12 protein-coding genes are annotated in these 12802 nt (G+C 55.6%); all 12 read right to left on the bottom strand.

All coding sequences use genetic code 11. From position 1 onward, the window contains the following. Positions 1-261: 261 nt before the first annotated feature. The gene (locus tag MKZ24_RS11275) at positions 262-1263 is read right to left on the bottom strand and encodes an MBL fold metallo-hydrolase (protein ID WP_340782987.1); all 1002 of its coding nucleotides are present in this window, start codon (positions 1261-1263) and stop codon (positions 262-264) included. Positions 1264-1302: 39 nt separating this feature from the next. Then, entirely contained in the window at positions 1303-2037 is a 735-nt protein-coding gene (locus MKZ24_RS11270; protein WP_042239074.1) for a class I SAM-dependent methyltransferase, read from the bottom strand. 231 nt (positions 2038-2268) lie between these two features. Continuing rightward, positions 2269-3972, bottom strand: coding sequence for a glycoside hydrolase family 13 protein (locus MKZ24_RS11265; RefSeq protein WP_042239076.1), 1704 nt, complete (start codon positions 3970-3972; stop codon positions 2269-2271). A gap of 46 nt (positions 3973-4018) precedes the next feature. Then, a complete protein-coding gene (locus MKZ24_RS11260) occupies positions 4019-4168 on the bottom strand; it encodes a hypothetical protein (protein ID WP_340782985.1) in 150 nt (49 codons plus the stop codon). Positions 4169-4410: 242 nt separating this feature from the next. Continuing rightward, a complete protein-coding gene (locus tag MKZ24_RS11255) occupies positions 4411-5655 on the bottom strand; it encodes a BclA C-terminal domain-containing protein (protein ID WP_340782983.1) in 1245 nt (414 codons plus the stop codon). Positions 5656-5988: 333 nt separating this feature from the next. After that, on the bottom strand, positions 5989-6765 hold the full coding sequence (locus MKZ24_RS11250) for a Cof-type HAD-IIB family hydrolase (protein WP_340782981.1): 777 nt from the start codon (positions 6763-6765) through the stop codon (positions 5989-5991). A 307-nt stretch (positions 6766-7072) separates the two neighbouring features. Then, a complete protein-coding gene (locus tag MKZ24_RS11245; RefSeq protein ID WP_042239085.1) occupies positions 7073-8215 on the bottom strand; it encodes a homocitrate synthase/isopropylmalate synthase family protein in 1143 nt (380 codons plus the stop codon). Continuing rightward, positions 8212-8964 (bottom strand): HesA/MoeB/ThiF family protein, encoded by a 753-nt coding sequence (locus MKZ24_RS11240; protein ID WP_042239088.1) that lies wholly within the window; start codon positions 8962-8964, stop codon positions 8212-8214. The genes MKZ24_RS11245 and MKZ24_RS11240 overlap by 4 nt, the downstream gene beginning before the upstream one ends. Positions 8965-9000: 36 nt before the next feature. Further along, positions 9001-9567, bottom strand: a complete 567-nt coding sequence (locus tag MKZ24_RS11235) for a DUF269 domain-containing protein (protein WP_340782974.1) — start codon at positions 9565-9567, stop codon at positions 9001-9003. Further along, positions 9551-9961, bottom strand: a complete 411-nt coding sequence (nifX, locus tag MKZ24_RS11230) for a nitrogen fixation protein NifX (protein ID WP_042239092.1) — start codon at positions 9959-9961, stop codon at positions 9551-9553. The genes MKZ24_RS11235 and nifX overlap by 17 nt, the downstream gene beginning before the upstream one ends. After that, positions 9936-11264, bottom strand: coding sequence for a nitrogenase iron-molybdenum cofactor biosynthesis protein NifN (nifN, locus tag MKZ24_RS11225; RefSeq protein ID WP_340782969.1), 1329 nt, complete (start codon positions 11262-11264; stop codon positions 9936-9938). The genes nifX and nifN overlap by 26 nt, the downstream gene beginning before the upstream one ends. Continuing rightward, the gene (nifE, locus tag MKZ24_RS11220) at positions 11254-12657 is read right to left on the bottom strand and encodes a nitrogenase iron-molybdenum cofactor biosynthesis protein NifE (protein ID WP_231637719.1); all 1404 of its coding nucleotides are present in this window, start codon (positions 12655-12657) and stop codon (positions 11254-11256) included. The genes nifN and nifE overlap by 11 nt, the downstream gene beginning before the upstream one ends. Between the last annotated feature and the right edge of the window lie 145 nt (positions 12658-12802).

Genomic DNA, 12802 nt, shown 5'->3' with positions numbered 1-12802 from the left:
TCAGAGTAACTTGGTACTTTTCTAACTAACACCTAAAAACGGGTACCCTCCTTGGCGGATGGTGCCCGTTTCTCTTAAGTATGCTGTATTCTGGTCGTTCTTTGGTATTGGAAGTAGTCGTAATAGTAATAGTAATTGTAGTGGTAGAAGTAGTGGTAACAGGAAAGGGTAAGGTTCCCGCGACTGTTGTAAGAACCGCTTCAAGAGAGTCGGCAACGTACACAGATGGACTTATGTCTGCAACAAGCATCCTATTGCAGCTTATCCGGACACCGCCGCCGTGAACAATATACTCCCGCCGGGGCCGTCCTCCGTCTCGGCCGCCCGCTCCCGGCGCACCAGCTCGGCCAGATGGGCCAGCGCCTCGCTCATCGCGAACCGCATCTGATGCGCGGTCGCGATCCGGCTGCGGAACAGCCCCTCACAGACGGCGAATCCGCTCAGCGGTCCGCCGGCAAGCAATGCGGCTGTTGTATCCAGCCGCTCCTCATGATGCCGGAGCAGGCTGTCCGCCCGCGCCGTGAACCCGCTGAACGGTTCCCGGTGGCCCGGGAACGCCAGCTCCACCTCAAGGCTGCGCAGCTCCCGCAGCCCCTGCAGATACGTCCGCAGCGGCTGCGGATCGCTGCCCGGCTGCAGCCCGACATTGGGCGAAATCTGCGGCAGCACTGCATCGCCGCAGAAGAGTTGCCCGCTGCCGCCGTGGTAGAGCGACACATGACCCGGCGCATGCCCGCCGGTCATTAGTACCTGCCATTTGCGGCTGCCCATCACAAACGGCTCCGCCTCATTGATATAGGTGACCTCCGGCTGCGGGGTCACCTCCGGCCGGAAGCTCTCCAGATGCTCCCGGACGCCCTGAATCCAGACCTCCGGCATGCCGTGCCGCAGGAAAAACAGCGGCAAAGCCTCATCCAGAATCGCCCCGCTGCCCCAGGCCAGGCCGGCTTCAGCATGAGCCCGCTCCGACATCCAGACCCGCGCCCCGCTGCGCGACTGCATCCAGCCGGCAAGACCATAATGGTCGGGATGATGGTGGGTAACGACGATATCCCTCACCTTGGACCAGTACAAATTCAGTTCCTCCAGCACACCCTGCCAGGCAAGCTCTGCATCCGGGGTGTGAGGGCCCGGGTCAATCACCGTAACCCTGCCATCCCGGTCAGGCAGAATGTAGCTGTTCACCTGACGGAGCGGCAGCCCCATCGGTACAGATACCTGCAGAACTCCGCCATCCCAAGATTGAATATCCGCCTTGTGCAAAATCCTCTCTCCTCCTCCGGCTCTTCTTCCCGCCGCCATCTAAGGTCTAGCTCCTGTGAAGATCATCCGTGTTGAGGACTCAGCATCATATTTTTCTTCATCGTAGCTGCCATGCACAGCTTCAAGCCGCAGCCCGGCAGCAGCAATCATCTCGCGGAAATTGTCTACCGAATAGAGCTTCACCCGTTCATGATATTTCCGGGGCGGCCCCCCGGCCTTCGAGATCAGAAGGATATCCTTCTTCACGTAACCCTCCTCAATCCGGCGTGATTCATCGATCAGAGTATCCCCATCCTCACGGACAGAGTGGGGCACCAGATGGCGGATGACATAAGCCGGATTCAGAAAATCAATAATAAATTTGCCCTCCGGCTTCAGCATCCGGCAGATTTCCTTCAGCACCTTGATCTGCTCCTCGTCTTCTTCGAAATATCCGAAGGAAGTAAACAAATTGACCACTGCATCGAATCCGCCCTCCAGGGAAAGCTCACGCATATCAGACCGCAGCCAGGTTACGGCTTCCGCACCCACCTGCGAACGTGCTTCACGCAGCAGCGCCTCGGATAGATCAACCCCGGTCACCTCATAACCGGCCTCCGACAAAGCCAGTGAATGGCGGCCCATACCGCAGCAGAGATCAAGCACCCTGGCACCTCTGGGCAAGTCCAGCCAGCCGATCATCGTCTCCACCTCATGGCGTGCACCGCCGAAGTCCCTGTGTCTATAAACGATTAAATAGTCCTCGCCAAAGCTAGTTTCGTACCACTCACTCATCTCTCTATTACTCCCTCCACAGCCTTTTTCCCAGTACAGTCTTATGCCTCTCTTTAATAACGCTTATTGTACCGTCTTTTACTGTGGAAACAAAGCGTCAGGATCACAATTCAGCCGGAACATAGATTGAATAATTATTTATTTTCGTTAAAAAAAACAGCAGTCCCTGGAGAGCGCTCCCGGACTGCTGTTTGTGTTCTTCAGCCTGCCGACTGCGGAATCCAGTCCAGCCTACGGTTTGCCGCTTAAGCGCTGCAGATATACACGCGCTTCAAACGGACGCAGCTTCAGATTGCGCAGATCATCCTCTTTGGCTGCAGGATAATTAGAGATCAGCAGCTCCTCCTTCTCCGCCGCCTGAAATTCCTCCGGAAGCTCAAATACCGGCTCGCGTTCATAGAAATTCAGAATGACCAGCAGACGCTGGTCCGCAAGCGTCCGGGTATAGGCATAGATCTCCGGATGCTCCTCCAGCAGCAGACCATATTCGCCATAGACGATCACCTGATGTTGTTTTCTAAGATGAATCAGCTTCTTGTAGTAATTGTAGATGGAGTCCGGGTCTTTGACTGCATTAGCCACATTAATCTCCCGGGAGTTCGAGTTCACCCTGATCCAGGGAACGCCCGTCGTAAATCCGCCATCCTCACTATCATCCCATTGCATCGGTGTGCGGGCATTGTCACGGCTTTTCGTATGAATAGCGGCCATAATGTCGGCTTCGGGAACGCCGGCGGTCCGCTTTTCCTCGTAGAAGTTCAACGTCTCTACATCCCGGTAATCATCAATCGACTCGAAGGCAACATTAGTCATCCCAATTTCTTCACCCTGATAAATGTAGGGGGTGCCTTCCAGCATGTGGATGAAGGTTGCCAGCATTTTGGCTGACGGGATGCGGTAGAACAGATCATTGCCGAACCGCGACACCGAGCGTGGCTGATCATGGTTGCACAGATAGTTGGCGTTCCAGCCCCGGTTATGCAGAACGGTCTGCCAGTTGCTGATGATCTTCTTCAGCTCGCTCAGCTTCCACGGCACGACATCCCATTTCCCGCTGCCCGGTGAGGCGGCATCCAGATTCATATGCTCAAACTGGAAGGTCATGTTCAGTTCACGGCGGCCGTCGCCGACATAATCCAGCGCCTGCTCCGGCCCGAGGCCCGAGGTTTCTCCCACCGTCATAATGTCGTAGTAATAGAGCACCTGATCATGCAGATTCTGCAGCAGCGTATGCACATGCTCCAGGTTCGAGAACATATCATACGCGCGCACGGTCGGCGTGCCGCCGGGATTCAGGGCATCCGGATAACCCTCGGCCTTCACAATATGGGCAATCGCATCAAACCTGAAGCCGTCAACCCCCTTCTTCAGCCACCACTCCACCATCTCATGCAGCTTGTCGATCACTGCGGGATTCTCCCAGTTGAGATCGGGCTGAAAACGGGAGTACAAATGCAGATAATATTCATCCGTACGGGGATCGAGCTCCCACACCGAACCGCTGAAATAGGATTCCCAGTTATTCGGCGGACCGCCGTTTTTCCCTTTTCTCCATATATAATAGTCTCGTTTGGGATTATCCTTCGAGCTTCTGGATTCGACGAACCACGGATGCTCATGCGAAGTATGATTCAGCACCAGGTCCATCATCAGCTTCATCCCGCGGGTATGCATCTCGCGCAGCAGCAGGTCAAAATCATCCATCGTGCCGAATTCCTTCATAATGTCGCAATAGTCGCTGATATCATAGCCGTTGTCATGGTTCGGTGATTTATAAATCGGGCAGATCCAGATCACATCTACGCCGAGGTCCTGCAAATAATCGAGCTTCGATAACACTCCGCGCAGATCGCCCTTCCCGTCACCACTAGCGTCCATGAAGCTGATCGGATAAATCTGGTAGGCCACGCTCTCTTTCCACCATTTGGGGTTCAATTTAGCTTCCCTCCGCTTCTATTGGTTCCTGCCTCTGTAAGACATATTAATATATCTTAACCAGACCGAAGGAAGAGGATAACAATTTAATCAAAAAGCATGTGCCTACTCCGCCGCATTCATTCCCCGTATGGCTGTCTTCAGCCCGCTCTTCTGCTGAAGCGAAGAAATATAGCGACAGCTCCACTTCGTCCATGGAATATACCTGCGGTTGACGCCCGTTCAATTGCAGCTGAAAATTGCTCTATTGCACTATTCCTGCATCATGCCTTTACGGAACCTCTCTAACTAACGGAGCCTTAGGGTTATAGCTTGCGGCGATACCCTATATTTTGTAATTCCCTGCACAACAAAAAGACAGGATACCCTAGAACCGGTACCCCGCCTCCCTCCAAACCTGTTCTGTAACCCTTCAATTCACTCTGCTTCCTGTTACTGCTAGGCCAGCTGCTTAATTACAATCGACGCATTGACATTCGCTTGTGTTCCGCCGGCCAGTGTCTGCAGTGTGACTGCAGCAGCCGAGCTGTGATTTCTCAGCGTCAGCACATCTCCTGAGGATAGGGCAAAAATGGCCTGCCCGGTATTTTGCTGAGTGCCTGCACCCGAACCGTATACCGTCCCTGGAACCTCTGCGCCGTTCACGAATAAAGCAAACTGGCTTGGCTCCACGCCGGATACCGAGAAATTAACCTCGTATATACCCGCATTGGTTACCGAAATGGTTGTTGTCCCCGGAGCATGCGTAATCCCCGGCGTAAGAAAACCATTCGTATCAAACGACACATCCGCCTCAATCGGCACAACCTGCGCGCCGAGGTTATATACATAACCGAACTCTGCGATTCCGCCAGCCGCCCCCGTGGCTCCGGTTGCACCTGTTGCACCAGCCGGACCGACGGCGCCCGTCGCTCCGGTTGGACCAGCTGCCCCTGTGGCACCTGTGGCTCCAGCTGCGCCTGCTGCTCCCGCTGGTCCTACTGCTCCGGCTGCTCCTGCCGGTCCTACAGGTCCCACTGCTCCGGCTGCGCCTGCTGGTCCCGCTGGTCCCACTGCTCCGGCTGCGCCTGCCGGTCCTACAGGTCCCGCAGGTCCTGCCGGCCCTGCTGGGCCGACCAGTCCGGCAATTCCCGCCGGACCGATCCCGCCCAGCGCTCCCGCTGCACCGGCGGCACCCAAGGCGCCAGCGACTCCCGCAGCGCCGAGTGCGCCTGTGGCTCCAACTGCGCCTAGCGCTCCAGCGGCTCCGGCCGCTCCCAGCAGCCCGGCGGCTCCTACGGCGCCCAATGTGCCGGTTGCTCCACGGGCACCCAAGGCACCCGCTGCGCCTACAGCGCCCAGCGCTCCGGCCGCGCCGACTGCGCCGAGTGTTCCGGCGGCGCCCGGTGCACCGAGCGCTCCGCCTGCACCTGCTGCGCCAAGCGCACCTGCCGCACCTGCAGCGCCAGCCGCTCCCAGCGCTTCTACAGCTCCGGCAGCACCCAGGGCACCTGCTGCCCCGGCTGCTCCCAGTGCCCCTAATGGAATATTAACGCGTACGATCTGCTTTTTAACAATAATCTTCTTGCAGCTGCATTTGTTGTTATGCAGTTTTCTTTTCGGACGTTTAATTTTTGGCAGCGGGCACTCCAATACATCGTCTTTGCAAATACGTTTTTTTCTCTTAAGTTCCGGACGACCCATAATTAGCACCTCCAATAGACTTTATGTATCCTACTCCGTTTACCCAGATAGGGCATGGACATTCATCCCGTAGGCAAATATTTATTTTAGGAAAAACGGGTTGTTTGTACCGGCCGGACAACCTGATTTCAACCCGGGAGGGCCAAAATTGTTCACCCGCCTTATCACACCCCGTCCACCAAAAACATATACTAATGGCGGACAACCTGCCCTTTGGAAGTCGGGCGCACACAAAAAAGAGCATCCTACTGCACTGTCTGCATTAGAATACTCCTCAGGTACCGCTCTCAGGCCAGGTAACGCCCGGCTTCCGCTTACATCATCATCCCTGCCTTACAGCAGTCCAACCATCTTCAAGCCTTCGTAAATCCCGTCCTCGCTGACATGCTTCGTTACGTAAGCGGCAGCAGCCTTTGCCTCAGCCTCCCCGTTGCCCATGGCAATGCCATAACCGACAAAACCCAGCATCTCCACATCATTCAGACCATCGCCAAAAGCATACACATCTTCCTTCTCCACGCCGATTACCTTCAGCATTTCCGCGATCCCGTTAGCCTTAGAGCCATTGCCCGGCAGCACATCCATACACAGCGGATGCCAGCGGATGAAATTCAGCTCCGGATACCGCTCGGTATATGTAACCTGACTCTCCTGCGGACAGAATATCATCGCCTGGTAAGTCTCATTCTTCAGGAAGTATTCGGCATCATGCGTCGGAAACACCAGCTTCAGCGAACCGATGCTCGTCTTGATATACTCATGATCCGCTACGTTCACTTTCATCCCTACAGTATCTGTGTAAGCTACCGGATGATCCAGCTTCTCTGCGAACAAGGTAATATCCTTCAGAGTAGACTTGTCAATCGGATTGCTGTATACCAGCTTTCCTTCATAGACTACATATTGCCCGTTGAGCGAAACATACGAGTTAATTCCCAGCTCCTCGCGCAGCTCCTCGAACATATAGTCCGCTCTGCCGGTAGCAATCGCCACATTATGGCCGCGTCTTTTCAGTTCGGCTATCGCTTCTCTGGTGGAGGCGGGGATGTTCTTGTCATCATCATAGATCGTGCCGTCAATATCAAAAAAAATCGTTTTCTTCAAAGTCATAGCTGCCCATTCTCCTTGCTTTCTTCCGAAGTAACATCCTGCTCAGATTGTAGATGCTTCCTGCAAACGATGCAAGCTTCTTTTCAGAAAATTCCATTTGCACTGTAAAAATTCACACAAGCAGAAACGGCTTTGCTGTCCTTTTAAGGACGGTACCGTTTCAGCGAGAAATAGAAGGATAAGTTATCGTGTGAAACATATAAATTCTTATATTTTCAAAAAAGCGGCGCCAGCCTTCCGCAAGGAAAACCGCCGCCGCTTCTATAATCATCAGCCTTATCAGCATCTGCAGCCCCGTAATGCTCTCTTAGACAGCATTCTGAGCCCGCTGCTGCTCTTCCATCAGCCACTGCACCAGCATATATTCCGGCACAGTGCCTTTGCGGGCTTCCGCGTATTCACGGACCTTCTCCAGCAGCCGCCCGGCCGTGTCCGCGCTGACCTCAAGTCCCCGCTGCTCCAGCACATGCGTGACACCGCCGCTGCCGGAATGCTTGCCGAGCACGAAGCGGTGGGCCCGGCCCACCTCCGCAGGATCGAAGGACTGATACGTGGACTTCTCCTTCATCAGCCCGTCCACATGAATTCCCGATTCATGGGTGAAGGCAAGCTGCCCCACAATCGGCTTCGCGTCACCGACACTGCGGCCGGAAGCGGCAATCACCTTGTCAGCCAAGCCTTTGAGCAAATCCAGCCGGACCGCACATTCCCCGCCGTACAAATAGCGCCAGGCCATGGCAACTTCCTCCATGGCCGCATTGCCGGTCCGTTCGCCGATGCCTGCCACTGTCGTGCTGGCCCATAACGCCCCTGCAGCTATGCCGCTGAGCGTGTTGGCACAGGCCAGCCCGAAATCATTATGGCAGTGCACCTCCAGCTCCACATCACCAGGCACTGCACCCAGCAGCCGGCTCACCCGGTCTGCCATCTGCCCCGGATGATGTGCGGAGACGGTATCCGCATAACGGAACCTGCGGATGCCTTCCCGGTACAAGGTATTCACTACTTCGACCAGATAATCCATATTCGCCCTGGAGGAATCCTCCATGCCTACCGACACCGTCATTCCCTGCCGCAGCCCATATTCTACTGTACGAAGCAGCTTGTTCAGACCTTCCCGTTGCGACAGCCCCAGCTTGCCCTGCAGCTGAATCTCCGAGACCGGAATGGAGATATGGCTCCAGCCCACTCCGGTAGCCCTTGCCTTGTCAATGTCACCGGGGACCGAGCGGTTCCACGTCATCAGCTTCATGGGCAGACCCAATTCAGCGATGGCCGCAATATCCTCCTGCTCCCGTTTGCCCATGGCAGGAATCCCAACCTCTGCTTGCTCTACTCCGCACTCCGACAGCAACTTTGCGATTTCCAGCTTTTCCGCCCTCGTGAATGAAACTCCAGCCGCTTGTTCACCATCCCTCAGTGTCGTGTCACATAGCTTGAGACTTTTCACGGTGTACCTCCTTCTCCGCAGCAAGCGCAATTCGGATTACGGGTAATATGGACGCTGTAACAGGCGAAGTCGAGTGAGCTGAAGCGATGCATTACGCCCGCATAAGTTGTCCCTACCCCTGTAATCCATTTTACGGCTTCCAGCGCTGCCAGACAACCCGCAATCCCGGAAGTCGCACCCAGAACAGGAAACCCAAACGGCTCCCACTGCGGCTGCACATCCGGATACAGGCATTCGAGGCAAGGCGTTAATCCTGGAATCACAGTAGTCAGTGATATTTCAAAGCCATACATTGCAGCTTCTACCATAGGTGTATTCGTATCCACACACAGACGGTTCAGCGCATACCGTTCAGGGAAATCATACCGGGCATCAATTACAATATCGGCATCCTCCACCCAAGGTCTGGCCGCGTGATATTCAATTTTGGAATTATAGCCTTCAAGCTCCACATGCGGATTCAGCCGCTTCAGCTGAGCGATTGCCGTACTCATCCGCTCCTGCCCCAGATGATCGCTGTCCATCAGAATTTGCCGGTTAAGATCCGGTGCAAGAATGATTCCCTCATGGGCCAAAATAAGCTTACCCACGCCTGCCGCTGCCAGATAGAGCGCAGCTGTTCCTCCAAGGCCGCCGATTCCGGCCACCATGACCGTCGCATCCTTCAGCGCCTTCTGCCCGTCTTCCCCGAGCAGCTTCAGCTGCCGGGCATACCGTTCCAGCTCCAAACCTCCGGCAAGCTGCTCCATCCCTGAATCCCCCTGTGACTGTGAATTGATTCTGCTTCAGCCCTCCAGGCTGAGCAGGCCGTGCTCTGAAGTCATTTCATTATATTTCTCAAGAAAAGCCAGCCCCTCTTCTATGCACTCCACCCCGTAACGGATCGTCTTCTCCGTGGAAGTGAACGGGAAGGGAAAGCCGGCCCGCAGGCTTTTGAGCACCAGAATAACCCTGCCGCTGTAGAGCAGTCCCCTTCCGAAGCCCTCGCCGTTAATCTCGGCGGTGCTCTGGATCATGAGGCCGGTTCTTTCTTCCATCACTCCCGCCATTGCCTGAAACAGCAGCGGCACCTGCTGGCGTACCTTAGGCGACACCGCACAATTGAATTCAGATTGATCCTTATCCTCGGCGGAAGCCAGGAACAGCTTCCCGATCTTCTCCTGCGGCGGAAGCAGGGCGCTACGCCCGAAGAAATCTCCGGCGTCCAGCAGATGGCATAACCGGCGGACCAGAGCATCCGCTGTCTCCTGATTCAGCTCCTTACGCGCTTTCCGGCCGCGCAGTCTCGTTGCCGCAGCCTCCGGAATTCCTGTATCCTGCAGCTCAGCATTCTCATTAGCCATGGGTTCCATCTGCTTCTCCCCCTTCGCTCTCGCCGGTTTCCTCCGCCCGCAGAACCTTAGCCAGCCACATAGGCGGCTTGCCCTGAAGCATCTCCACCAGCCGTTTCAGCTGTTCCTCTATAGGACTACCGAAAGGGACCTTGACCGGCATAATCTTGCGGCGCGTCACCCGCGCAGCCGCTGATGCGCCGATCTGCATAATGAAGATCAATGTACAATCGCTTACCGCATCCAGACGGCTGTCGATTCTGCCTGCTTCATCCTGGTTCAGCACCGCCGTTAGCTTACGCAGCTCAACCAGTGATGCCCCGGATTTCGTTACATTATATACAGCAAACATCGGACTTTGTCCGAAATGGGCATTCACACGGTTTCCATCATCTGTGGCGAACGCTACTTTCACGGTGTCCTGCCTCCCTTTGCATTAACAAATTCCCTGCTTTATTACTCCATTCCATAGCGCCCCGGTACCCGACCGAGACAGACATATAAGCACCCAGCTCATTCCAGACCGGGAATCCGGCCGGCATAAATGCTGCCTCGATCCGCTGCGCACCTGCGAGCCCGTGGGAATTGCTGATCCACAAATCCGCTCCCTGGCCCAATATCTCGGCATCATCCAGATCCCCCACCCATACCTCGCGTTCCATTCCGGCAACGAGCGGAGTTTCGTATGAGGTTATCAGCGCCTTCTGCTCTACCCCCAGCTCCTCCAGCCATCCCGAGACGGAATACAGATGATCCGGTTCCAGTGCAGTCAGAGCCGACATGCCGGCGAACTGAAAATGGGCATCCAGCATACTATCGAGCAGATTCTCCCTCTGCCAGCAATAACGCAGCGGCACCGGCTCTCCGCTGATCTGATGCAGGAAATGCAGCAGTTCATCCGAGGCTTTGAGTCCCATTGCGCCTTCGAATACCTTATACGGTGTGCCCAGCGCATTATGCAGCCGTCTGGCCGGACGCTCCATGCTGCCGCCGACCGCAATCGTCAGCCCGGACTGCAGGCTCTGCAGCATGGAATCCAGCGGCACTCCGCCCCGCGTCAGCGGCGAGAAGCCGGTGAGCAGATGGCCGGACAAGGAGGTCGAGATATCCGGCAGTGCAATCACTTCGAACCCGAACGAGGAGATAATCTCCTTCAGTTCCATTACATCGGCCGGGGTTAAGAAAGATCCGGGCAGCAGGGTGATCTGCCGGGTATTCACGCTTCTTGAGCCCCGGTGTCCAACCTGCTGGATCATTTCGTCAATCATCGCTTCTACCGTAGAGCTGAAGCCCGACTCCAGTGATCCGCGAAAATCGGGCAGCACGACGGAGAACGCAAGACCCCCGCGCATATTCCGCTCTCTTTTATACGTCTTCAGCATGTTCTGATAATCCACTCCGGCCACATCGGTCAATTCGGTTCCAATAATGCCGATGATATCCGGACGATGCTTACTGAGCACCAGATTCAGCGCCTCTTCGAGATTGCGGTTGGCATCGAAGATGACATCCATCTCCTGGAGCGCCGAGGTCTGTACGGCAATCGGTTCCCGGAAATGCCGGGTCAGCAGCGCCTTCGGAAAAGCGGAGCAGCCCTGGGAGCCGTGAATCAGCGGCATGGCCCGGTAACAGCCCTGCAGTGCCAGCACGGCACCCAGCGACTGCCCGATCTTCATCGGGTTGACCGATGCCGGCTTTTTTCTCCGGTTAACGGTCATACGGCGGAGCCTCCTTATCCCATGGGGCCGGGCTTGCGGCCAGCTTCCAGATTGGATTGGCCAGGGAATAAGTCAGTTCTTTGGCCAGCCTCAGCAGTCCCTCATACCCCGCATAAGCCTTGTGCCGCTCCTGGTTAATATCTATAAAAGGAATCTGCTCTTTCATCGCCACGTACATATTTCGTCCGCCGGCAATCATAATATCCGCCTTACGTTCCCTTACGGTCTTAATAATCCGGCTTGCTCCGCCTTCGGGAATGTATTCCGTATCATCGCCCACCCGGTCGGCAATCCGCCGCACATCATCCTCAGTGCTTTTGTTCGTACCTACCCCGACTACCTGGACGCCAAGCTCCTTCAGCGCCGAGATCACCGACCAGCTTTTGACGCCGCCGGTATAGAGCACTGCCCGTTTCCCTTTCAGCAGCTTGCGGTACGGCCGCAGATCCTGGCTTAACCTGGCTTCTTCCCGTTCGGTGAGCCGGTCCACCCGCCGCTCCATCTCACGGTCATTCATCAGAAATGCCATTTGCCGCAGCGAGTAGGTCGTTTCCTTAGCACCATAGAACGAACCTTCGAAATAAGGAATGCTGTATCTGGATTCCATTTCCTTGGCAAGGCCCAGCAGCGCCCGGCTGCAGACCACCATATTCACTTTGGCGCGGTGCGCATAGGTAATCTCCTTGTAACGGGCGTCGCCCGTTATCCGCGAGGTTACCGTGATCCCGGCGCTGTTCATCAGCTTCTCGATATCCCACATCTCACCGGCGATATTATACTCACCGATCAGATTCACACCCAGAGGCGACATCGGCTCCGGTTCTCCTGTACCGATAACGTACTGCAGCAGGGCATCTCCGGCCAGACGGTTGCCGAGATTCTTGCTGCCGACGAAGCCGGGACTGTTCACGGGGATCACAGGGATCCCGATCCGCTCAGCCGCCGCCCGGCAGACAGCATCCATATCCTCGCCAATCAGCGCTGTCACACAGGTTGAATATACAAATATTGCCGGAGGCGCAAAGCGCTCGGCAATATAGTCGATACTGTCCTTCAGTTTCTTCTCGCCGCCAAAAATAATATCGGAATCCGTAAGATCCGTAGCGAAGCCGTATTGGGACAGGGAGGGGCCGCTTGACAGCGTTCCTCTGCTCTCCCAGCTATTTCCGGCACAGGCAATCGGTCCATGGACAAGATGTGCAGCGTCCATAATCGGCAGAAGCGTAATTTGGGCTCCGTCGAAGGAGCAGCCTCCAGCTGCTTCACCCGGTTTGGGCCGTGGACAGGGCTTTGCTTTTGGGGCTATGCTCCCGCAAGCCTCGGAATCAAATTCGTTTTTTCGAACAGGGTCCATCGGCTCTTCATCTCCTTCGCTTAAGATGCTGTATTTCACGCAAATCTTGCGCTGCTCCTGAGGCGGCATTTGCACCTGATGGCAAGAATCCCGGCCCTCCGCCGTCCCCGGATGCCGGTTACAATAACCGTTGCCGAATATTCCGGGGACTTGAGAGACCAGGCGAGGTATTTTTTACATTTAT

Origin of the sequence: Paenibacillus sp. FSL R7-0297 (assembly GCF_038009025.1) — a bacterium.
In the GTDB taxonomy this organism is placed as follows: Bacteria; Bacillota; Bacilli; order Paenibacillales; family Paenibacillaceae; genus Paenibacillus_AQ.
Note: the sequence above shows the minus strand (reverse complement) of the source record. Positions and strands in the feature narration are given on the sequence as shown.